Source organism: Robertmurraya beringensis, from assembly GCF_042433785.1.
Taxonomy (GTDB): domain Bacteria; phylum Bacillota; class Bacilli; order Bacillales; family Cytobacillaceae; genus Robertmurraya_A; species Robertmurraya_A beringensis.
Genome location: NZ_JBHLUU010000015.1, coordinates 383,894 through 407,850 on the forward strand (window position 1 = coordinate 383,894; position 23,957 = coordinate 407,850).

The window sequence follows — 23,957 nt, forward strand, 5'->3', positions numbered from 1 at the left end:
CGGAAAAGGTTATAAATGCGACTTAAGCAGGCAAAATTAAAGATGTAGCCATAAAGCAGAAAAAAGTGTGTGTGGACTAGAAGCGAGGAGAGTGAAAGATGTTGAGGCATGAACTTCTTAGAAAAATAATTGGTGGAATTCTCCTTGTTTCATTAGTTGCCATAGGATTTTCAAAACCATTTCAAGATTACCTTAGTATCCCCAAAAGTGTTACCCTATTTGAGGGTGAAAACCTTATTTTACAGAAATCTACTCCTGTATCTGCTGCCGTCACAGCAAATTCAACTCTTTCTATTCAACAAGATGATCAAACCGTGTCTTTACAAGCAAAGAAATATGGGAAAGATGAAATGCTACTTGAACTAGCAGGTTTCCCTATTAAAAAGGTCGATGTAGACGTATTAAAGGATTTTAAAGTCATTCCAGGTGGACAATCTATCGGTGTGAAGCTTAATACGGTAGGAGTCCTTGTCGTTGGTCACCATCAAGTAAATACAGCAGAAGGAAAAAAATCTCCAGGTGAAATTGCAGGAATTAAAGTAGGCGACATTATTACAAAGATTAACGGTCAAAAAATTGAAAAAATGTCAGATGTAGCACCATTTGTTCAAACTGCAGGTCAAAAGGGTGAGCCACTGAATATTGAAGTGAGCAGAGAAGATGGCAAAATTGATACAAAACTTATGCCATTAAAAGAAGCTGGAGAAGAGAATTTTAAGCTCGGCCTATATATTCGTGACTCGGCGGCTGGTATTGGAACAATGACGTTTTATCATCCAGAATCGAAAAAGTATGGTGCTTTAGGACATGTTATTTCAGACATGGACACGAAAAAGCCTATTGTAGTTGAGGATGGTCAAATTGTTCGTTCAACAGTCACGTCTATTGAAAAAGGAAGCAATGGAGATCCAGGTGAAAAACTCGCCCGTTTCTCTTCCGATAAAGAGGTAATTGGTGACATTCAAAGAAATAGCCCTTTTGGAATATTTGGAAAGCTTTCAAAAGAAATTACGAATGGAATAATGGATAAGGCCCTTCCAATTGCTCTTTCCCATCAGGTAAAAGAGGGTCCGGCTAAGATACTAACGGTTGTAGATAATGATCAAGTAAAACTATTTGATATTGAAATTGTAAGCACGATTCCACAAAAGTTTCCAGCTACAAAAGGAATGGTTATTAAGGTAACTGACCCAGAATTACTTGAAAAAACGGGTGGGATTGTGCAAGGGATGAGTGGAAGTCCGATCATCCAGGATGATAAAGTGGTTGGAGCCGTAACGCATGTGTTCGTCAATGACCCTACTTCAGGCTATGGTGTTCACATCGAATGGATGCTAAATGAAGCGGGAATCGATATATACGAAAAACCAAGAGAAAAGGCGAGTTAAGGTGGAGGCTTTTACGCCTCCCTTTTTTTTATTCGAAAAATAAAGATTTTTCGACAAAAGTACAGAATAAGTCGAATACGGGCGAAAACCGAAGAAAAATAGAGATTTATACCATTTTTTTAGATTTTTTCAAAAAAGAAAAGGATTTACTGTTGCATTGTCGAATTGGTTAGTAGATTATATATATAGATAATTGTTCAGGTGAGAAAACTTTCGAGGAGGAAACATGTAGTGAAAAAGATAAAAGTATGTGTAGTTGATGATAATAGAGAGCTAGTTGGCTTACTTAAGGACTATTTAGTGTCCCAAGAAGATAGGGAAGTCGTTGGTTCAGCTCATAATGGTCAAGAATGCCTCGATTTATTAGAAAAAGTGACTCCGGATGTTCTTGTTTTAGATATTATTATGCCACACTTAGATGGGCTAGCAGTTCTTGAAAAGTTACGCGATTCTCGAAAGTCTCCGATGCCGAACGTTATTATGCTTACAGCATTCGGCCAAGAGGATGTTACTAAGAAAGCGGTAGAACTTGGAGCTTCTTACTTTATCTTAAAACCATTTGATTTAGAAAATTTAGGAAACCATATTCGTCAAGTGAGTGGAAAAACAAGCGCTGTCATGAGATCAACCTCTCCTTTAACAACAAGTCCAATGTATCGTCAACAAATGGAAGCAAAACCGAAAAATCTTGATGCAAGCATTACTAGTATCATCCATGAAATTGGTGTACCGGCTCATATAAAGGGCTATTTATATTTACGTGAAGCTATTTCTATGGTTTACAACGATATTGAACTGCTTGGCTCTATTACGAAAGTACTGTATCCGGATATTGCTAAGAAATATAATACAACGGCTAGCCGAGTAGAACGTGCAATCCGTCATGCCATTGAGGTTGCTTGGAGCAGAGGAAATATCGACAGCATTTCGAGTCTTTTCGGATATACAGTGAGCATGTCAAAAGCAAAACCTACAAATTCTGAGTTTATCGCGATGGTTGCGGATAAGCTTCGTTTAGAACATAAGGCTTCTTGAAAGAGTTAGAAGGAAAGTAAAGCCATCATTCAGTACTATTAATTATAAGAATAGTGGAAACCCAATGACAAATGTGTCATTGGGTTTTGTTGTACTGTCGAAAATTAATAATGGTGATCATCTTTATCCTCGTCGTGTTACTTGGTTGTATTCGGAAACAGTAATATAGTTACTTAATAATATGGTATTGCTTCAATAGTTATCACTTGTGAGGACAAAGTTTTGTTTTTATATGAAGAAGACTGATCACGTATATTCAAGTTACCATCTTTCATATATACTTAAAATACTATTATGATTAGGGTGGCAGCAATCATGGACCTTATAAACAATGAGTATATTCGACTGGAAGAGGAGAACGGATCGATCTTTATTACTGTTTTACAAAAAGGATATCCACTTAATCAATTGGATCAGCTTGTTCGAGAACATCCAAGAATTGCGATCACAAAATTTGTAGAATTGAAAGCGAGTTTAGAACAGGCAAAAATTGAGAAGATACATATCGGTGAATGGAAGCCTCTTATTTCTATTTCGATTAGTGAAGATAAGATGGTTGCTAAAATGCGCCTTCGCGTAACAGAAGCGGTACTACTTGGCGAACGTGAAAAACTCATGGCTGATATATCGGAAGCACTAGAAGTTCATGGAATTAAAAGTGGAATTTTGCAAACGGAAGTAAAGCAACCACTTGTTAATAAGGAATTTGTCATAGCAAAAGGAGAACCGGCCCTTACTGGAGCAGATGCAGTTGTACGGTATTTTCAATTATCAAATCGAAAACCGACGATTCGTGAAGACGGAAAAGCGGATTATTTTGATTTGAATTTTATTGATGAGGTGAAAGCTGGGGAATGGCTTGGTGAAAAGAAGTCAAGTACAGAAGGTGTTCCAGGAAGAAATGTACTTGGAGAGGTTTTGCTTCCGAAAAAAGGAAAGGATCAACCCTTGTTTTATGACCATAAGACAGTTGAGAAGATAGAAAACGATAATGTAACCACTCTGAAAGCGCTTGTAGATGGAGTAGTCCAATTCAAAGATGGTAAAATTTCTGTCGGGAATCATCTCATTATTAATGGAGATGTAGGAACGGGGACTGGGAACATTCAATTTGATGGAAGTGTTACTATTAACGGGATTGTTTCAGCAGGCTTTAGTGTCAAAGCTACTCAGGATATTTCAATTTTAGGAGAGCTTGGAATAAGTGGAGTGAAAGAAGTCGAATCCATAAGCGGTGATATTTTTATTAAAGGTGGAGTATTCGGGAATAACATAACCATTATTAAAGCAGCAAAAAATATATTCTTAAAACATGCCAATGAATGTATTTTAAAAGCTGGTGAGGATATTCATATTGGTTATTATTCGTTAGGCGCAAAAATTAAGGGGAGAAACATAATTGCTAACGAAGAAAAAGGTAAAATTATCGGAGGTACTATTGAGGCGAAGGGGAAGGTAAGTGCTGCTGTATTTGGCAATAGGCTTGAAAGGAAGACGTTTATTCAGGTCGAAGGATTTAATCGTTTTGAATTAGAACATGAGCTTTCAGAGTTGTTGTTGAGGTATAAAGAAAAAGTGTTCTATGTGGAAGGTCTTAAAAAGCAACTCGATTCTTTTGAAGACTTACAATCACATCTTAATGAAACCCAATTCAAGCAATTTCAACGTTTAAAGTCCATATATGAGGACGAAATGATTGAAGTCTCCTTTTTAGAGGCAAGAAGAAAGAACGTCATGAAGCTTCTTGAGACAAAGGGAGAAGGTCAAGTCAGTATACAAGTTGCCGCATACCCAGAAACGACATTACAGATCAAGAATCAGAAAAAGCATGTTCAATCTTTAATAAAAGGTACGATTTATTGCGATAGGAATACACTTTACTCTGAATAATGGAGGTACGAGCATTATGACGGAAGTGATTGCACATCGGGGCTATTCAGCTAAGTTTCCTGAAAATACGATGATCGCATTTCATGAAGCTGAATATGCAAATGCAGATGGAATAGAGCTAGATGTTCAGCTTTCAAAGGATGGTGAAGTAGTTGTCATTCATGATGAAAAGCTCAACAGAACAACAAGCGGAAAAGGATATGTGAAGGACTTTACACTTCAAGAGTTAAAAAAATTGGATGCGGGTGTATTGTTTCCAAATTTAAGTGAAAAACAAACGATTCCTACATTAGAGGAAGTATTTGCTTGGCTAGCGACAAATACATTAATCTGCAATGTTGAATTAAAAAATGGTGTGTTCCGTTACGAAGGAATGGAAGAAAAAGTGATAAAATTAATTCGTCAATATGATCTTTCCAAACGAACGATCATTTCTTCGTTCAACCATTACAGCATTGTTCATTGTTATAGACTTGCACCAGAAGTTGAGATTGCCCCATTACTATCAGAAGGTTTATATATGCCTTGGATATATGCGGCTTCTATCCGAGCGAAAGGGTTTCATCCTCGCTATTCAGCTGTGCCTAATGAGGTGATCAGTCTTTCCTTAGAGTCGGGAATTGCTGTGAGACCATATACTGTGAATAAAGAAGTGGAAATGGAGAGATTATTTCAAATCAACTGTACCGCGTTTATAACAGATGACCCAACTATAGCGGTTAAACTACGGGATAAATATAAAAAAGACAAAGCGTAGTCATATTATTACGCTTTGTCTTTTTTTTGTGTCTGAAAACGAGCTTGTACTTTATTTTTTTTGCGATCTCTATGAAAGATGAATCCTGCCACGAAAGATAAACCTGCCACAAACAGAAATAGACCAATCAGAAATTGAAGCCAAAGATATGGAAAGGGTGAAAGAAGTATCCCGAACAGCATATCTCGCATTAGTTTAATACCGTATGCAGCTAAAAAACCAGGTATTAATAAGATAAGTAACGCAAATATTCTAATCATAGGCAATCCCTTCAAAACAAAAGTGTGGTCTCCTCTGCCATCATAAATTATTCTCCCGATTTGTCAAGGTGAATCATTCACATTAAAATAGAGACATGCAATATTTTTCATTATACATTTAGAGTAGGTGATTTTTTGCAGACAGTCATGATTGTAGGGGCCGGTAAAGGTGGAACCTCTATATTAAAAATATTAAAAGAAACAGCTATGCTTGATGTCAAAGTAGTAATTGATCATGATTTAGAGGCGGAAGGTATGAAACATGCGAAAACGGAAGGGATCATTACAGATATTGATTGGCGTAAATATATTGAAACCGTTGATATTATTATTGAGGTAACTGGTGATGATAAGGTTTTCCGTGAATTAAGAGATGCTCGTTCTAAAAATACGGTTCTAATTCCAGGGAGTGTAGCCTTCCTGGTTACGATGTTAATGGAAGAGAAAGAAAAATTGCTTGATAAAGTGCAAAATGATGCATACAAGCATGACCTTATTTTTAATTCGACTGACGATGGGATGATCGTAGTCGATAAAAATGGAGTTGTCACCCTTTTTAATAGCAGCGCAGAGAGAATGACAGGAATAAGTCAGAAAGAGGCGATTGGAAAACCAATCCTTCAGGTTATTCCTTCAAGTCAGTTGCCGCGTATTTTAAAAACCAGGAAAATTGAAGCGAATCACGAATTGGTGCTAACAAATGGGATGCATGTAATTACCACCCGAATACCTATGATCGATGAAGATAATCACTTAATTGGTGCATTTTCAGTCTTTAAAGATAAAACAGAGTTAATGGACCTAGCGCTTGAAATAACAAATTTAAATGAGATTAAAATTATGCTTCAAGCGATTATTCAGTCAAGTGATGAAGCGATTTCTGTAGTGGACGAGAATGGAAAGGGGCTTATGATAAACCCTGCTTATTCTAGGCTAACGGGATTGACAGAGGAACAAGTCATTGGTCAACCAGCCAATGCTGATATATCAGAAGGTGAAAGTATGCATATGAAAGTGCTCCAAACGAGAAGACCTGTAAGAGGTGTAACGATGAGAGTTGGACCGAATAAAAAAGATGTCATTGTTAATGTTGCTCCAATAATCGTTGATGGGAAGTTAAAAGGTAGCGTCGGTGTCATACATGATATGTCCGAAATACAAAGCTTAAATAAAGAGTTGAGTAGAGCGAGACAAATTATTCGGACGCTTGAAGCGAAATACTCCTTTGATGATATTATTGGACATTCGGAGGAAATTCAGCTTTCAATTGAACAAGCAAGACTTGGTGCAAAAACTCCTGCAACGGTATTGCTTCGCGGTGAATCAGGAACTGGAAAGGAGCTTTTTGCGCACGCGATTCATAATGGAAGTGATCGGAAATATAACAAATTTATCCGTGTGAATTGTGCGGCGTTATCAGAAAGTCTACTAGAAAGTGAATTGTTTGGTTATGAGGAAGGAGCGTTTTCAGGTGCGAAGCGTGGGGGGAAAAGAGGATTATTTGAAGAAGCAAACAATGGAAGTATTTTCCTTGATGAGATCGGTGAGTTAACGGCTAATACACAAGCGAAGCTACTAAGAGTTCTACAGGAAAATGAAATTACAAGGGTTGGTGGGACCAAATCTATACCAATTAATGTGCGAGTAATTGCTGCTACGAATGTAAATATTGAGAAAGGCATTGCGAACGGTACTTTTCGGGAAGACTTATATTACCGGCTTAATCGAATGCCTATTCATATTCCTGCTTTGAGGTTCAGAAAAGAGGATATTCCGTTCCTTTGTGAAAGGCTCATTCATAAAATCAATCAGGATTATGGACGGAATGTAGAGGGGATCACCCCGCTCGCAATGAAGCAACTTATGCGTTACGATTGGCCAGGCAATGTGCGGGAATTAGAAAACATTCTTGGGCGGGCAATCATTTTTATGACCAACCATGAAACAGAAATTGATATTATGCACGTTCCTGCTTTAATTAAGGAGCAAGATCAGTTGCCAAAGATGACAGCTGAGGATGAAAAAGAAGAATCGCTTGCCGAACTGGTTGAAGAGTTTGAAGCGAAAATAATCGCTCAAACCTTAGCGGAGCTAAAAGGAAATAAAACAGCGGCTGCAAAGAAGTTAGGGTTATCGGTTCGAAATTTGTATTATAAGCTTGATAAATACAATCTTGCCAGAAGTGGCATGCAATAAATTTCATGCTATGAAATAATTTGCAGGATAATTCATGCAAAATAAAACGTTTTCATATTTTATTTTTTGGCATGCTTCTTGCATAATGTTATACAGGAGTGATCGAACGCTTGGGTAAAAGAGGGGTTGAACTTACATGACATTGGATTGGCTAATCGAAAGAGCGACCCAATATGAAGAAAAGACTGTGGCAGTAGTTGCAGCAGATGATGTAGAAGTTATCGAAGCAGTCATTGAGGCTCTTAGGCTTAGAATAGCTAATTTCTTTCTATATGGAGATAAAGAGCAAATTTTGTCTATACTGAGAGAAAAGGCCCCGGAGCTAGTGAGAAGTGAAAAAATAAAGATTTTTCATACCAACTCAAGTGCTTCTGCTGCTGAACATGCAGTCAAAGCAATTAAATTAAATGAAGCAAATGTACTTATGAAGGGAAATGTTCCAACAGCCACCATCTTAAAGGCAGTACTTAATAAAGACTACGGATTACGAACCGGGAATGTGCTGTCGCATATCTCCGTTTTTGAAGTTGCTGGTTATGACCGTTTTACGATTGTAACCGATGCAGCTATGAATATAAATCCTGATTTAGAGACAAAAGTTCAAATTATAAATAATTCCGTAAAACTTGCGAAATCAATCGGGATTGAAACTCCGCGTGTTGCTGTCATTGCTGCAGTGGAGGTCGTAAATCCATCCATGCCAGCAACAATGGATGCAGCGATCTTAACTCAAATGAACCGGAGAGGCCAAATAAAGGATTGCCTCATAGACGGACCGTTTGGTCTTGATAATGCCATTTCTCTCGAAGCAGCTAAGCAGAAAAAGATTAACAGTGAGGTGGCTGGACGAGCTGATATTTTATTAGTGCCAACTATTGAAGTAGGAAATACACTATATAAATCACTCGTATATTTTGCTGGGGCAAGGGTTGGTGCGATCATCGCCGGAGCAAAAGTACCAATTGTTTTAACATCCAGAGCAGATTCAGCTGAAAGTAAAGTGTATTCCCTTGCTCTTGCTATTTGTTCTGTTTGTAAATAAAGAAAACTTGTTGGTTGAGGAGGAAGAGGTAAATGGAAATTTTTAAGTATATGGAAACTTACGATTACGAGCAGTTGGTGTTTTGCCAAGATAAACAATCCGGATTAAAGGCGATTATCGCTATACATGATACAACATTAGGTCCAGCCTTAGGTGGAACGCGGATGTGGACATACGAGTCAGAAGAAGCAGCGATTGAAGATGCTTTGCGTCTAGCAAAGGGAATGACGTACAAAAATGCAGCGGCAGGATTAAATCTTGGTGGTGGAAAAACAGTTATAATTGGTGATCCGCGTAAAGATAAAAATGAGGAAATGTTCCGTGCATTCGGTCGTTACATTCAAGGATTAAATGGGCGCTACATCACAGCGGAAGATGTAGGAACAACAGTAGCTGATATGGACATAATTCATGAAGAAACGGATTATGTCACGGGTATCTCACCGGCATTTGGTTCTTCTGGGAATCCATCACCAGTTACAGCATATGGTGTATATCGTGGGATGAAAGCTGCTGCAAAGGAAGCATTCGGCACAGATTCACTTGAAGGAAAAGTGGTTGCCGTACAAGGTGTAGGAAATGTAGCATATAGCTTGTGCCGTCATCTTCATGAAGAAGGTGCACAATTAATTGTAACGGATATTAATAAAGAAGCCGTACAAAGGGCTGTTGAAGAATTTGGTGCCAGAGCGGTAGAGCCGAATGAAATTTATAGTGTGGATTGTGATATTTATGCACCATGTGCTCTTGGGGCAGTCATCAATGATCACACGATTCCGCAAATTAAAGCGAAAGTCATTGCAGGAGCGGCAAACAATCAGCTACGTGATCCACGCCACGGTGATATCATTCATGAAATGGGAATTGTTTATGCACCAGATTACGTAATCAATGCAGGTGGAGTAATTAACGTAGCAGATGAGCTATACGGCTATAATCATGAGAGAGCTATGAAAAAAGTAGAGACGATCTACTCAAATATTGAAAAAGTTATTGAAATTGCTAAACGGGATAGAATTCCGACATATAAAGCGGCTGATCGAATGGCAGAAGAGCGAATCGAAAGAATGCGTAATTCTAGAAGTCAATTCCTACAAAATGGACATCATATTTTAAGTCGACGTTAATGCACTGACAAGAATAGGCTGATGATTTCAGCCTCTTGTCTTTTACATACTAGTATAAAGCTTGAACAATGGAGGTTAACAAGTTGCACGAATTAATGAATCGAATTCTTGTAATCAATCCTGGTTCTACATCAACGAAAATCGGAGTATTCGATAATGACATATCAATTTTTGAAAAGACCATTCGACATGAATCAGACCAGATTAATTCGTTTGACAATATCATTGACCAATACGAATTCAGAAAACAGACGATACTTGAGACGCTTGATATAGAAGGCATAAATATATCGAAGCTGAGTGCGGTTTGTGGACGTGGTGGATTACTTCGCCCAATTGAAGGTGGTACGTATGAAGTAAATGATATAATGCTTCTAGACTTAAAGGCTGGTTATTCAGGGCAACACGCATCAAACCTGGGAGGAATTATTGCCTTTGAAATTGCATCGGGTTTAAATATCCCAGCATTTATTGTCGATCCCGTGGTTGTAGATGAACTTGATCCTATCGCGCGTATTTCTGGTTTTCCATTAATCGAACGAAAAAGTATTTTCCATGCACTTAATCAAAAAGCGGTTGCCAGGAGGGTGTCAAAGTCACTCGGAAAAAGGTATGAGGACCTGAACCTAATCGTGACTCATATGGGTGGAGGAATCACTGTAGGGGTTCATAAAAATGGTAGAGTGATTGATGTGAATAATGGATTGCATGGTGATGGGCCATTTAGTCCGGAGCGTGCTGGTACAGTACCAGCAGGTGATTTAATTTCCTTATGTTATTCAGGAGATTTTTATCGTGAGGAAGTGATGAAGAAACTAGTCGGTCAAGGCGGGCTTGTCGGGTATCTTGGTACGAATGATGCAATAAAGGTAGAAGAGATGATCGGTAAGGGTGATAAGCAGGCAAAGCTTATATACTCAGCGATGGCCTATCAAGTGGCAAAAGAGATTGGAGCAGCGAGTAGTGTTTTGGCAGGAAAAGTGGATGCGATTATCCTTACAGGTGGATTAGCGTACGGGAAAGATTTTGTAAAAGAAATCAGTGACCGAGTCAACTGGATAGCAGACGTCATGATTGAACCTGGTGAAAATGAGTTGCAGGCTCTTGTAGAAGGTGCGCTAAGAGTTTTAAGAGGAGAAGAAGAGGCGAAACAGTATCCAAATGGAGTAAAAGATACTGTTCATAGCAAGTAACGAGGAGGGTTTTGGTTTGGCAGAAGAGTATGATTTAGTCATTTTAGGTGGAGGTACAGGCGGTTATGTGGCAGCGATACGTGCGTCCCAGCTCGGCTTAAAAACGGCAATCGTTGAGAAAACAAAGTTAGGCGGGACTTGTTTACATAAAGGGTGTATTCCTAGTAAAGCATTACTTCGAAGTGCAGAGGTATATCGAACGACTATGAAAGCGCAAGATTTTGGTGTAATTGCCTCAAATATTTCATTAGATTTCGGTAAGGTTCAAGAAAGAAAGAATAAAATAGTTGAGGGTCTCCATAAGGGGGTTCAACACCTTATGAAACAAGGGAAGATCAGTGTATATGAAGGTACGGGTAGAATTCTAGGTCCTTCTATCTTTTCACCAATGCCAGGTACAGTTTCGGTAGAGATGAATAGCGGAGAAGACAATATGATGCTGATACCGAAAAATGTCATTGTTGCTACTGGTTCGCGTCCTCGTACGTTAGATGGTCTTGAAATCGATGGTTCACATGTACTTACCTCAGATGAAGCATTGCAGCTTACGTCTGTTCCGGATTCAATGATTATTGTTGGCGGCGGTGTGATTGGAATTGAGTGGGCATCGATGCTTTCAGATTTTGGAACGGAAGTAACCGTAATAGAGTATAGCGATCGTATCATTCCTACAGAAGATCGTGAAATTTCAAAGGAAATGCAGCGGTTAATGAAGAAAAAAGGAATTAAATTGGTTACTAGTGCAAAAGTGTTGCCAGAATCTTTAAAAAAGGAAAATGCTGTTTCGATTTCTGCTGATGTAAATGGAACGATTAAGGAATTTTCAGCTGAGAAGATTTTGGTTTCTGTAGGTCGCCAAGCGAATGTGGAAGGAATTGGCCTTGAAAATACGGATATAGAGATAGAAAGAGGGGTTATAAAAACCAACTCTTATTATCAAACAAAGGAATCCCATATTTATGCCATTGGTGATGTCATTGGCGGACTACAGTTGGCTCATGTTGCTTCGCATGAAGGAATTGTTGCGGTTGAGCATATTGCCCGGGAGAATCCTTCTCCAATAGATTATAGTCTCATTTCTAAGTGTATATACTCTAATCCTGAGGTAGCAAGTGTAGGATACACAGAGGAAGAAGCAACGGAGAAAGGATTTGAAGTAAAAGTAGGGAAATTCTCCTTCCGAGCCATCGGAAAAGCACTGGTGTACGGTGAATCAGATGGATTTGTAAAAATCATTGCTGATAAGAAAACGGATGATATTTTAGGTGTCCATATGATCGGACCGCATGTAACAGATATGATTTCAGAGGCAGGGTTGGCTAGAGTGTTGGATGCAACTCCGTGGGAAATCGCTCATACGATTCACCCTCATCCTTCTTTATCTGAAGCAATCGGAGAAGCAGCTCTTGCAGTCGACGGGAAAGCATTACATGGGTGACAGGGTGTCCACTCCATAAATACAAATGTCCACGAGTGGTGTCTGTCACCGTTAAATAGGAGGTTATGATAATGGGTGAAAATCGTCATCTTGCGTTAGGTTTGAGTGATGAAACTGTCTTAGAAATGTATGAAATGATGCTGCTTGCTCGTCGAATTGATGAGAGGATGTGGCTGTTAAATCGCGCGGGGAAAATTCCATTTGTTATTTCATGTCAAGGTCAAGAGGCAGCTCAAGTTGGTGCAGCATTTGCATTAGATCGTGAGAAGGATTATGTTCTTCCGTATTATCGAGATATGGGTGTAGTTTTAACGTTTGGTATGACTGCCAAAGATCTCATGCTGTCTGGTTTTGCTAAGGAAGAGGATCCAAATTCAGGTGGCCGTCAAATGCCAGGTCACTTTGGACAGAAGAAAAATCGGATTGTCACAGGTTCTTCCCCAGTAACTACACAAGTTCCTCATGCCGTTGGAATTGCTCTTGCTGGGAAAATGGAAAACAAAGATTTAGTAACATTCGTTACGTTTGGAGAAGGTTCTTCAAATCAAGGAGACTTCCATGAAGGCGCAAACTTTGCTGGAGTTCATAAGCTTCCAGTCATCTTTATGTGCGAAAACAACAAGTATGCGATTTCTGTTCCAATTGAAAAACAACTGGCATGTGAGAATGTTTCCGATCGAGCCATTGGTTATGGAATGCCGGGGGTAACGGTTGATGGAAACGATCCTCTTGAAGTATACAAGGCAGTGAAAGAAGCTGCGGATCGTGGTCGTCGCGGAGAAGGTCCAACATTGGTAGAAACCGTTTCATACCGATTAACTCCTCACTCCTCTGATGATGATGACCGAAGCTACCGTGGCCAGGAAGAGGTAGCAGAAGCAAAGGCGAAGGATCCAATTCTAACATTTGCTTCTTATCTAACAGAAGTTGGACTCTTAAATGATGATTTAGCAAAGGAAATTAATGATCGAATAATGAAACAAGTAAATGAAGCAACAGACTATGCAGAAAATGCACCATATGCAGCTGCTGAAAGTGCATTAAAGCATGTGTACGCTGAGAAGTAAGGGGGAAGAAATTAATGCCTGTAATCTCGTATATTGATGCGGTAACTATGGCGATTCGTGAGGAAATGGAACGCGATCCGAAAGTATTTGTCTTAGGAGAAGACGTTGGCAAAAAGGGCGGTGTGTTTAAAGCAACACAAGGTTTATATGATCAATTTGGTGAGGCGCGAGTAATTGACACTCCACTAGCAGAATCAGCCATTGCAGGAGTCGGAATTGGTGCCGCAATGTATGGCATGAGACCTATTGCCGAAATGCAGTTTGCTGATTTTATTATGCCCGCAGTGAACCAAATTATTTCCGAAGCAGCAAGAATCCGTTACCGTTCTAACAATGATTGGAATTGCCCTATTGTAGTGCGTGCTCCGTATGGTGGAGGCGTTCACGGTGCACTGTACCACTCTCAATCCGTTGAGGCGGTATTTGCCAATCAGCCAGGTCTGAAAATTGTGATGCCTTCGACTCCTTACGATGTAAAAGGTCTGTTAAAGGCTGCAATTCGTGATGATGATCCTGTACTGTTTTTTGAGCATAAGCGTGCCTACCGCTTAATCAAAGGGGAGGTTCCGGCTGATGATTATGTTCTTCCAATAGGTAAAGCAGATGTAAAACGAGAAGGAGAAGATATTACCGTCATCACATATGGTTTATGTGTTCACTTTGCTCTACAAGCCGCAGAAAAATTGGCCAGTGACGGGATTTCAGCCCATATTCTTGACCTACGTACCGTGTATCCTTTGGATAAAGAGGCAATTATTGAAGCGGCTTCTAAAACAGGAAAAGTCCTATTAGTAACGGAGGATAACAAGGAAGGCAGCATTATGAGCGAAGTAGCAGCGATCATCGCAGAGAACTGCTTGTTTGATTTGGATGCACCGATAAAGCGCTTAGCGGGCCCTGACGTACCAGCTATGCCATACGCACCAACGATGGAAAAATACTTTATGGTAAATCCAGATAAGGTCGAAAAAGCAATGCGTGAGCTTGCTGAATTTTAATAGGGATTAAAGGTTAACAAGGAGGTAACGAATTGGCTATTGAACAAATCAAAATGCCTCAGCTTGGGGAGAGTGTTACAGAAGGAACGATTAGCAAATGGCTCGTTTCAGTTGGAGACACGGTAAACAAATACGATCCTCTAGCAGAGGTAATGACGGATAAAGTAAATGCAGAAGTACCTTCATCCTTCTCTGGGAAAATTGTTGAACTCATCGCCAATGAAGGAGACACATTAGAGGTCGGCGCCATCATTTGTACAATCGAAGTCGAGGGCGACAATCGTAAACAAGAGGAATCGGTTGATTCTAAGCCATCTAATATGGAAGTTCTTAAGACTGAAGTAAGTGATGCGCCAAATAAAGCACGCTATTCACCTGCAGTCTTAAAGCTTTCTGCGGAGCATGGAATTGACTTAACTCAGGTGTCAGGTTCTGGAGCGGGTGGCAGAATTACGCGTAAAGATCTTCAAGCGATTATAGAATCCGGAGCCATTCCAACACCTCAAGAAAAAGCTGTAACTGTTCCAACAGCTCCAGCACCAAAAGCGGTAGAAAAAGCACCGCCTGCTCCAATGGATGTTCCTGTAACAGCCGGAGATATAGAAATTCCAGTCACAGGTGTTAGAAAAGCGATAGCGGCCAATATGTTACGCTCCAAGCATGAGGCACCACATGCCTGGACAATGGTTGAAGTCGATGTGACAAATTTAGTTGCATACAGAAACTCCATCAAATCGGAGTTTAAGGCAAAAGAAGGATTTAACTTAACGTTCTTTGCGTTCTTTGTAAAAGCAGTTGCTCAAGCTTTAAAGGAATTTCCACAAATGAACTCTATGTGGGCAGGAGATAAAATTATTCAGAAGAAGGATATTAATATTTCCATCGCAGTTGCAACGGAGGATGCTTTATATGTTCCAGTTATTAAACACGCGGATGAAAAGACCATTAAAGGGATTGCGAGAGAAATAACGGAATTAGCTTCTAAAGTAAGAGCTGGAAAATTAACAAGTACTGATATGCAAGGTGGAACATTCACTGTTAACAACACTGGTTCGTTCGGATCTGTACAATCTATGGGAATTATTAATTACCCTCAGGCAGCCATTCTACAGGTAGAGTCCATTGTTAAACGTCCGGTGGTAATGAATGGCGGAATGATTGCTGTAAGAGACATGGTTAATCTTTGTCTATCGCTTGATCACCGCGTTCTTGATGGTCTTGTGTGCGGAAGATTCTTAAAACGGGTGAAAGATATCCTTGAGGCTACCACAAAAGAAAATACATCAATCTACTAAGACAAAAGGCCGTTGTCAATTAGACAGCGGTTTTTCTTCTTTGCAATTATTCCCATGTGTACTACAATAAGGGTAAGATCAATAATTTTGAATTTTACCTCAATTTATCTTTCGGAGGGAGGGAAGCCGTAGCAGATTTTGCACGGCATACAATGCAAATAAGAGATATGAAACATGCGTCATTCCCACTTTGGCAAGAAAAAGACTGGATCGAAAAAAGTGAACAGTCACTGAAAGGAAAAAAGGTAGAACAATTAATAAATCGTACATACGAACAGATAAAATTGAAACCGCTTTATTTTAAGAAAGAACAACATGGTTCTCAATTTCCAGGTGTCCCAGATTATCGAAGAGGAATTGATTCGTACATTGATCAGAAACAACCATGGAGAATTGCTCAGACTATTCAAGCGTCGACTGCAAAGGAACTAAAAGATAAGATAGAAGCTGCAATCAAAGGTGGACAGACCGCTGTTTCTTTCTCTGTTCAAGAGGATATCTCATATCAATCTATACTTGAAGAGTTTGCCGACCGTTTCCCGATTTGTGTGCATGCAAAAAAAAGTCAGCAATCCAAACTCGTCTCAGAGCTCTGTAGCATCAAAGAGATAAGTGATCTACAAGGCTTTATTGCAACAGATCCGTTAGCCCAATTGGCTTCAGATGGCTATTTAAGAGAGCCAGTGAATGCTGTGTATGATGAACTAGCAACAAATATTCAAATCACCTCACAAAAATTCCCGGAATTAAAAACAATTCTTGTTGACACATCTCCCTATCATAATGGGGGAGCTAACGCAGTTCAAGAGATTGCGATTTCGCTTGCATCTGCTGTATTCCACCTAGAAGAACTCTCAAACCGAAACATACCGATTGAAACCATACTATCTAAATATATTTTTCACTTCTCAATAGGAGCTAATTTCTTTATGGAAATTGCTAAGTTAAGAGCAGCTCGCATGCTTTGGGGTGAAATCGTAAAAGCATACGGAGGAAGTAAAGAAAATCAAAAAATGGTCATATCAGCACGAACGTCTACCTTTACCAAAACAGTGTATGACCCATATGTGAATCTTCTTCGTTCTAGTAATGAAGCGTTTGCTGCAGTTATCGGAGGGGTTCAATATTTGCATGTTAGTCCATATAATGAGCTCGAAGGGAACGGAGCAGAATTCTCAGAGCGAATGGCTCGAAATACGCAACTTATTCTAAAAGAAGAAGCGCTTATTTGTAAAACTCACGATCCATCTGGTGGTTCCTGGTATATAGAAGAACTAACTGACGAGATTGCCAATAAGGCATGGGAGTTGTTTATACAAATTGATGATTCTGGTGGAATGCTATCTTCCCTTGTTGATGGAGAGATTCAATCTCAACTCTCTAAAGTATTGGAAAATAGAAAGAATGATAGTTTCACAAGACAACAATCGATTATCGGTACCAATATATACGCAAATTTGCAAGATCAACCATTAAAATTAAGCGTCCAGCAAAAAGTTACACCTGAAGATGTAGCAATAAAGATACCTGAACTAAAGCAATCTAGACTTTCAGAACCCTATGAAAACCTTAGAAGGGTTTCTGAAAAACTAGAACAGAAACCAGTCGTAGGGGTAATCTGTATCGGTGGAGTCAAACAGTTTAAACCACAAGCAGATTTTGTTGCAGGCTTTCTCGCACCAGGTGGAATTGTTACGGAAAAAAGTGAGGAAACGGACAGTTGGAAACAAATTCAGAAATATATTGATAGCAGCAACTATTCAACGTACTGTTTGTGTGGAGCATATGGAGAGTTTGAAGAATGGGGGCTATCCATCGTGAAAGAATTTCAGGCGATTTATCCAGAAAAAAGATTATATTTGGGTGGTCTTCCTGAACATAAGGATGTGTGGCTTCAAACAGGTGTAAGGGGCTTTTTTCATCGTAAAAGTAACTGCTATGATTCTCTATTGAGTCTCTTGACTGAAATGGAGGAAACTACACATGCTTAACAAACCCAATTTTCGTCAAATAAAGATATCGTCTTATAAGGAAGAAAAAAGTAGACGAGAAAAAGAAGAAATAACTGCTTCCATAGACGATTTATTTTACGAAACAAATGAACAAATCAGGATAAAGTCTCTTTATACAAGAGAGGACCGCGATCATTTAGCCCATCTTGGAGATTTACCTGGTTTGCCCCCCTTTACAAGGGGACCCTATCCAACGATGTATGTAAACAGACCTTGGACGGTAAGACAGTATGCAGGCTTTTCGACCGCAGAGGAAAGTAATGCATTTTATCGCAGGAATTTAGCAATGGGACAAAAAGGTTTGTCTGTAGCATTTGATTTAGCCACTCATCGAGGCTATGACTCTGATCATCCAAGCGTCGAAGGTGACGTAGGTAAAGCCGGGGTGGCTATTGATTCAATCCTTGATATGAAAACTTTGTTTGATGGCATTCCTCTAGACCAGATGTCAGTCTCGATGACGATGAATGGAGCGGTTTTGCCGATCATGGCCTTTTACATTGTAACGGCTGAAGAGCAAGGGGTAAGTAAGGAACAGTTATCTGGGACGATACAAAATGATATTTTAAAAGAATATATGGTTCGTAATACATATATTTATCCACCAGAAATGTCGATGAAAATTATCTCTGATATTTTTTCGTATACTTCTAAGCATATGCCAAAATTCAATAGCATTAGTATTTCAGGATATCATATGCAAGAGGCAGGAGCACCAGCTGATATCGAGCTTGCTTATACACTAGCTGACGGACTCGAATATGTTCGAACAGGTCTAAAAGCGGGGATTGATATCGATTCCTTTGCTCCGAGATTATCATTTTTTTGGGCGATTGGTATGAATTATTTTATGGAAGTAGCTAAAATGAGGGCGGGACGTTATATTTGGGCAAAGATGATGAAGACGTTTTCTCCTCAAAGTGAAAAATCTCTTGTCTTGCGTACCCATTCCCAAACATCTGGGTGGAGCTTAACGGAACAGGATCCGTTTAATAATGTGACGCGCACCCTTATAGAAGCTCATGCGGCAGCAATGGGACATACTCAATCACTTCACACCAATGCTTTAGATGAGGCCATTGCACTTCCAACCGATTTTTCTGCTAGAATTGCTCGCAATACACAGTTGTTTCTTCAGGAAGAGACTGGTATCACGAATGTGATTGACCCTTGGGGTGGATCGTATTATGTGGAGGCTCTGACAGATGAGTTGATTAAACGTGCGTGGGAGCATATCGAAGAGATTGAAGAGCTAGGTGGAATGGCAAAAGCAATTGAAACGGGCTTGCCAAAAATGAAGATTGAAGAAGCGGCAGCTAAGCGCCAAGCCAAAATTGACTCAGGTGAGGAAACGATCATCGGTGTCAATCGATACCGAGTTGATAAAGAAGAAAATATTGAGATTTTAGACATAGATAATACAGCAGTAAGATTAAAACAAATTGAAAAACTGGCATACGTAAAAGCAAATAGAGACGAGAAAGAAGTAAAACGAACGTTAGAAGCATTAACAAAAGGAGCACAGACAGGCGAAGGAAACCTCCTTGAACTTGCGGTTAGCGCAGCTAGAGCTCGTGCAACAATCGGGGAAATATCTGATGCGGTGGAAGTTGTTGCTGGAAGACACAAAGCCATTATCCGCTCAATTAGTGGAGTATATAGCTCTGCGTACTCGAATGAAGAAGAAATGAAAGAAGTTCAGCTCATGACAGAGGAGTTTCTACAAAACGAAGGACGCCGGCCAAGAATCCTTATAGCCAAGATGGGACAGGACGGTCACGATAGGGGAGCAAAAGTGATATCAACAGCTTTTGCTGATTTAGGATTTGATGTGGATATTGGACCGTTATTCCAAACACCAAAGGAGACCGCTTTACAAGCGATTGAAAATGATGTTCACGTGATTGGCATAAGCTCACTTGCTGCCGGTCATAAAACACTGCTTCCAAAATTAATGAAAGAATTAAAGGACTTAGGTCGAAATGATATTTTAGTAGTAATCGGTGGCGTAATCCCTGCGCAAGATTATGATTATTTATATCGCCAAGGGGCTGCCGCAATTTTTGGACCAGGGACCGTCATTCCAGTAGCTGCTCAAAAGGTGGTAAGAGCGATCTACGAGCGATTAGGCTATGAGGAAGTGGAGAAGTAATGAATGATAATCATTTAGAGAATAGCTTTTCTTCTGCAAAACGGTTTCACAAAATAGTGAATAATGCTCCAACGGTCGAGGAGCTTTGTTCAGGACTTAGGAATGGAAATCGTTCGATGCTTGCTCAAGCGATCACTTTAATCGAAAGCAATGCTGACCACCATTTTAAAAAGGCGCAGGATCTCCTTCAACAAATTCTTCCCTTCTCAGGTAACTCGGTTCGAATTGGCATTACAGGTGTGCCAGGAGCGGGAAAAAGTACCTTTATTGACTCATTTGGGATGTACTTATGTGAGCAAGGCATTAAGGTAGCTGTTCTAGCTGTTGATCCGAGCTCTAAGCGGAGTGGAGGAAGTATTTTAGGGGACAAAACGAGAATGGAACATCTATCTAGGTCAAAGATGGCCTTTATTCGGCCGTCCCCTACGGGAGGAAAGCTAGGTGGCGTACACCGAAAAACAAAGGAGTCTATTGCTCTTTGTGAAGCCGCAGGTTACGAAGTGATTATTGTTGAGACCGTTGGGGTGGGACAAAGCGAAGTGATGGTAAGAGACATGGTAGACTTCTTTATGCTCCTAGTGCTAACAGGTGCTGGTGACGAGCTACAAGGGATGAAAAAGGGTATCATGGAGCTTGCCGACGCCATTGTCGTAAATAAAGCGGATGGTGATAATGAAGCTTTTGCACGAAAAACGAAGGATGAATATAATCGAATTCTGCATTTTCTACAACCCTCTACTACAGGGTGGGAAACGAGAGCCTATGTTTGCTCAAGTTTATATAATAAAGGAATCGAAGAAATTTGGAAGACGATGGAACGATTTATCCATGAAACGACACAAACAGGAGTGTTTGAAGAGCGAAGAAGAAAACAAACAAAGGATTGGATGCACGCCTTAATCACAGATCAACTTCAGTTACAGTTTTATGCTCATGAAAAAATAAAAGAATTACTTCCTCAGCTAGAAAAAGCTGTTGTTGAGGGTGATCAGCCGGTTACTTCTGCAGTAGACCTTCTCTTCAAAAATTTTTATGAAAAAAAATAAAAAAGGAAGGTCACACATACGGTGACCTTCAACTAAGGAGTAGGGGTATGATCTAGCTGTGCTTATATCATACCCTTTTTTCACTACCTTAAACCTTTCTGTTTGTATATTTGTATCTCATATTGGTATATTGAATATATAATAATGAAATAATGGAGGGAACTTTTCGTGAATATGGATTTTAATTTATTTATGAATGATGTAGTTCGACAAGCGCGACAAGAAATTGTTGCTGCTGGATATACAGAATTAAAGACGTCAGATGATGTGGATGCTGCCCTTTCCAAGTCAGGTACTACACTTGTAATGGTCAACTCAGTTTGTGGCTGTGCAGGTGGAATTGCTCGTCCAGCTGCTATGTATTCTGTTCACTACGATAAAAAGCCTGATCAATTAGTAACTGTTTTTGCTGGTCAAGATAAAGAAGCGACAGCAACAGCACGCTCTTATTTTACTGATTATCCACCATCTTCTCCTTCTTTTGCTTTATTAAAGGATGGGAAAATTTTAACCATGGTTGAACGCCATGAAATTGAAGGGCATGAACCAATGGCAGTTGTACAAAAGTTACAAGAAGCATTCGATAAATATTGTGAAGAAGTGTAACCTCAGGTCTCTGAGGTTTTTCTTTTTGGATCTTCATCGGTTAACAGTTGAATTGAAAGCGTCATCAAGGGTAAGGTAACTAATGGGAAATTAACATATAGGAGTAAAAGACAAAATGGAATTTAAAATTGGTTACCGAACTTTAAAAACCGCATTAGGAGCAGCAGCTTCTATTATGATTGCTCAGGCTTTTGGACTTTCAAGTTTTACATCTGCGGGTATCCTGACCATCCTTTGCATTCAAGTAACAAAGAAGAAAAGTGTACGTGCGTCCTGGGAACGGTTTTTAGCTTGCATAGTGGCAATGGTTTTTTCAATTGTTATTTTTGAAGGAATTGCTTTTCATCCCGTCATGATCGGACTTTTATTATTATTATTCATTCCAACAGCGGTAATGGTTGGAGCAAGCGATGGGATTGTGTCGAGCACAGTTATTATTCTCCATTTGTATTCAGCGGGACATATTACAAAGGGTTTATTATTGAATGAACTGGGCTTAATTATTATTGGAATTGGTGTGGCCTTAATTATGAACTTATATATGCCAAGTTTAGAAAATAAGCTGATTGATTACCAAATGGAAATAGAGGAAAAATTTAAAGCCATCTTTGATGAAATTATCTTATATTTAAAGAATAATAAAACCGATTGGGATGGTCATGAAATCCCAGAAACAGCGACGCTTATTGATGAGGCAAAAACTCTAGCTTTTCGTGATGTTGAAAACCATTTCCTTCGTAATGAGAACTTATATTATCATTATTTTAAAATGAGAGAGAAGCAATTTGAAATTATTGAAAGAGTTCTGCCTCTTGTAAGTTCCATTTCCCTTACCGTTGAACAGGGAGAGATGATTGCGGAATTCATTGAAGATCTCTCAAAAAATATCCACCCGGGGAACACAGCGGATATTTATATTGAAAAGTTAGAGAGAATGAGAGTGGAATTTCAAAAAATGGAGCTTCCTAGAACCCGTGAGGAATTTGAGACAAGGGCGGCTCTTTTGCATTTTACAAAGGAAATGGAGCAATATTTAACCATTAAAAAGGACTTTGTCGGTATGAAAAAACCAAAAGTGAATAAAAGGAAGAAGATGCTACAAACTACTAAAGAGAAATAATACGGAAGGTGAACATATGGTATCCTTTCTTCTAGCTTTATTTATAGCATTTACTTCAAGTCCGATTTGGCCATTAGGAGAAAATCCACTTCCGGGGGGTCCTTTTTTAATTGTTAATAAAGCTACAAATGAAGTAGCTTTAATTAATGAGAATCGGGTTCAGACAGTGGTAAAAGCTGCAACAGGCAAGACAGAGGAGTTAACTCCAGAAGGATTATTCACGATAACGGTTAAGGCAAAAAATCCATATTATCGAAAAAACAATATTAATGGTGGAGATCCGGAAAATCCTTTAGGTACTAGATGGATCGGTTTTGATGCAAATGAAACTGATGGAAGAATCTATGGTCTTCATGGAACCAACACACCTAGCTCCATTGGTAAGTATGTTTCGCAGGGATGTGTGAGACTTCAAAATGAGGCCATCGAATCTCTCTTTGATTTCATTCCCATAGGCACAAAGGTATTAATCACAACTACAAATGAAAACTATGCAGAAATAGCAAAAGAATACGGTGCGATTTCAAAATAAAAAGTCACTTAGGGCAAACCCTTAAGTGACTTTTTGCTTTTATAAAAATGCAACGACTCCTGCTAGTATCGTAGAAGCTAACATAGCAAATAGCATTAAATAAACAACTAACTTTTGTGTTTTCTTATTTCCCATTTCGATCTCCTCCCAGGCAGAAACTTTTCTACGTTTATTTTACTAGGAAAAGATAAATTGAACAACCGCTCAGGTTTTGGAAGGGATTTTTTGTCCAAAAAGCGAATATTTATAATTATATTACTTCTGAGGGAGATGGAAAAAGTGATAAATAATGTCGATCACATTGGGATCGCAGTAAAATCCATTGATGCATGCTTGCCTTTTTATACAGAGACTCTTGGATTAAAGCTCGTCGGTATTGAAGAAGTCCCATCAGAACAAGTAAAAGTAGCCTTTATAGATACAGGGAACGTCATGTTAGAGCTATTAGAATCGACAAATTTTGAAAGCGCTATCTATAAGTTTGTCGAAAAGCGCGGAGAAGGAATCCATCACATTGCTCTAGGGGTAAATTCCATTGAATCTAGGATACAGGAGTTAAAAGACAAGGGAGTACAAATGATTCATGATAATCCAAAAGAAGGAGCACATCATGCAAGAGTGGCCTTTATGCATCCAAGATCTACTCATCATGTGCTTTTCGAAATGTGTCAAAGAGAGGTAGTGTCAAAAGTTCTATGAAAACTATGTAAAGTATTAGATCACTTCCATTGGGGGGACGTGAGGCCCCGCAATCGCTCTTGACAAACAGTCGAAAAAGGTTGCGATAAAAGTATCAAGGGCGA

The 23,957-nt window shown here is 39.4% G+C and carries 21 protein-coding genes; 19 read left to right on the forward strand and 2 right to left on the reverse strand.

The window, feature by feature from the left end; all coding sequences use genetic code 11:
• Positions 1-98 precede the first annotated feature (98 nt).
• The 4 genes from spoIVB (at position 99) to ACFFHF_RS04280 (ending at position 5,070) form a co-directional block, all read left to right on the forward strand.
• Positions 99-1,388 carry a SpoIVB peptidase gene (spoIVB, locus tag ACFFHF_RS04265; RefSeq protein WP_377057641.1) on the forward strand — a complete coding sequence of 430 codons (1,290 nt, stop codon included), beginning with the start codon at positions 99-101 and terminating at the stop codon, positions 1,386-1,388.
• A 231-nt stretch (positions 1,389-1,619) separates the two neighbouring features.
• Positions 1,620-2,423 (forward strand): sporulation transcription factor Spo0A, encoded by an 804-nt coding sequence (spo0A, locus tag ACFFHF_RS04270; protein ID WP_377057643.1) that lies wholly within the window; start codon positions 1,620-1,622, stop codon positions 2,421-2,423.
• 315 nt (positions 2,424-2,738) lie between these two features.
• Positions 2,739-4,313, forward strand: coding sequence for a flagellar assembly protein A (locus tag ACFFHF_RS04275; protein WP_160546545.1), 1,575 nt, complete (start codon positions 2,739-2,741; stop codon positions 4,311-4,313).
• A 16-nt stretch (positions 4,314-4,329) separates the two neighbouring features.
• Positions 4,330-5,070: a glycerophosphodiester phosphodiesterase family protein gene (locus ACFFHF_RS04280; protein WP_160546544.1), complete on the forward strand. Its 741-nt coding sequence runs from the start codon at positions 4,330-4,332 to the stop codon at positions 5,068-5,070.
• A gap of 8 nt (positions 5,071-5,078) precedes the next feature.
• Here the strand turns inward: ACFFHF_RS04280 and ACFFHF_RS04285 are convergent, their stop codons facing one another.
• Positions 5,079-5,330, reverse strand: coding sequence for a DUF2627 domain-containing protein (locus ACFFHF_RS04285; RefSeq protein ID WP_119710658.1), 252 nt, complete (start codon positions 5,328-5,330; stop codon positions 5,079-5,081).
• Positions 5,331-5,465: 135 nt separating this feature from the next.
• Between ACFFHF_RS04285 and ACFFHF_RS04290 the strand changes: the two genes are divergently transcribed.
• From ACFFHF_RS04290 to ACFFHF_RS04355, 14 genes are all read left to right on the forward strand, one after another.
• Complete coding sequence (locus tag ACFFHF_RS04290) at positions 5,466-7,526, forward strand: sigma 54-interacting transcriptional regulator (protein WP_377057644.1); 2,061 nt, start codon at positions 5,466-5,468, stop codon at positions 7,524-7,526.
• Positions 7,527-7,662: 136 nt separating this feature from the next.
• On the forward strand, positions 7,663-8,568 hold the full coding sequence (gene yqiS, locus ACFFHF_RS04295; RefSeq protein WP_160546542.1) for a phosphate butyryltransferase: 906 nt from the start codon (positions 7,663-7,665) through the stop codon (positions 8,566-8,568).
• Between the two features lie 32 nt (positions 8,569-8,600).
• The gene (gene bcd, locus ACFFHF_RS04300) at positions 8,601-9,695 is read left to right on the forward strand and encodes a branched-chain amino acid dehydrogenase (RefSeq protein ID WP_160546541.1); all 1,095 of its coding nucleotides are present in this window, start codon (positions 8,601-8,603) and stop codon (positions 9,693-9,695) included.
• Positions 9,696-9,763: 68 nt separating this feature from the next.
• Entirely contained in the window at positions 9,764-10,888 is a 1,125-nt protein-coding gene (gene buk / locus ACFFHF_RS04305) for a butyrate kinase (protein ID WP_340904572.1), read from the forward strand.
• A gap of 16 nt (positions 10,889-10,904) precedes the next feature.
• Positions 10,905-12,326, forward strand: a complete 1,422-nt coding sequence (gene lpdA, locus ACFFHF_RS04310; protein ID WP_160546539.1) for a dihydrolipoyl dehydrogenase — start codon at positions 10,905-10,907, stop codon at positions 12,324-12,326.
• A 71-nt stretch (positions 12,327-12,397) separates the two neighbouring features.
• Positions 12,398-13,393: a thiamine pyrophosphate-dependent dehydrogenase E1 component subunit alpha gene (locus ACFFHF_RS04315; protein WP_340904570.1), complete on the forward strand. Its 996-nt coding sequence runs from the start codon at positions 12,398-12,400 to the stop codon at positions 13,391-13,393.
• Positions 13,394-13,407: 14 nt separating this feature from the next.
• Positions 13,408-14,391 (forward strand): alpha-ketoacid dehydrogenase subunit beta, encoded by a 984-nt coding sequence (locus tag ACFFHF_RS04320; protein ID WP_160546537.1) that lies wholly within the window; start codon positions 13,408-13,410, stop codon positions 14,389-14,391.
• A gap of 32 nt (positions 14,392-14,423) precedes the next feature.
• Complete coding sequence (locus ACFFHF_RS04325; RefSeq protein WP_377057645.1) at positions 14,424-15,686, forward strand: dihydrolipoamide acetyltransferase family protein; 1,263 nt, start codon at positions 14,424-14,426, stop codon at positions 15,684-15,686.
• A gap of 152 nt (positions 15,687-15,838) precedes the next feature.
• Positions 15,839-17,677, forward strand: a complete 1,839-nt coding sequence (locus ACFFHF_RS04330) for a methylmalonyl-CoA mutase family protein (protein WP_377057646.1) — start codon at positions 15,839-15,841, stop codon at positions 17,675-17,677.
• The gene (scpA, locus tag ACFFHF_RS04335; RefSeq protein WP_377057648.1) at positions 17,670-19,850 is read left to right on the forward strand and encodes a methylmalonyl-CoA mutase; all 2,181 of its coding nucleotides are present in this window, start codon (positions 17,670-17,672) and stop codon (positions 19,848-19,850) included. The genes ACFFHF_RS04330 and scpA overlap by 8 nt, the downstream gene beginning before the upstream one ends.
• Complete coding sequence (gene meaB / locus ACFFHF_RS04340; RefSeq protein WP_377057649.1) at positions 19,850-20,896, forward strand: methylmalonyl Co-A mutase-associated GTPase MeaB; 1,047 nt, start codon at positions 19,850-19,852, stop codon at positions 20,894-20,896. The genes scpA and meaB overlap by 1 nt, the downstream gene beginning before the upstream one ends.
• A gap of 168 nt (positions 20,897-21,064) precedes the next feature.
• Entirely contained in the window at positions 21,065-21,502 is a 438-nt protein-coding gene (locus ACFFHF_RS04345; RefSeq protein ID WP_340904565.1) for a BrxA/BrxB family bacilliredoxin, read from the forward strand.
• 115 nt (positions 21,503-21,617) lie between these two features.
• Positions 21,618-22,622, forward strand: coding sequence for an aromatic acid exporter family protein (locus ACFFHF_RS04350; protein ID WP_340904563.1), 1,005 nt, complete (start codon positions 21,618-21,620; stop codon positions 22,620-22,622).
• Between the two features lie 16 nt (positions 22,623-22,638).
• Entirely contained in the window at positions 22,639-23,154 is a 516-nt protein-coding gene (locus ACFFHF_RS04355; RefSeq protein ID WP_377057650.1) for a L,D-transpeptidase, read from the forward strand.
• A gap of 39 nt (positions 23,155-23,193) precedes the next feature.
• Here the strand turns inward: ACFFHF_RS04355 and prli42 are convergent, their stop codons facing one another.
• Positions 23,194-23,289 carry a stressosome-associated protein Prli42 gene (gene prli42, locus ACFFHF_RS04360; RefSeq protein ID WP_160546530.1) on the reverse strand — a complete coding sequence of 32 codons (96 nt, stop codon included), beginning with the start codon at positions 23,287-23,289 and terminating at the stop codon, positions 23,194-23,196.
• Between the two features lie 135 nt (positions 23,290-23,424).
• Between prli42 and mce the strand changes: the two genes are divergently transcribed.
• Complete coding sequence (mce, locus tag ACFFHF_RS04365; protein WP_377057651.1) at positions 23,425-23,853, forward strand: methylmalonyl-CoA epimerase; 429 nt, start codon at positions 23,425-23,427, stop codon at positions 23,851-23,853.
• Positions 23,854-23,957 lie beyond the last annotated feature (104 nt).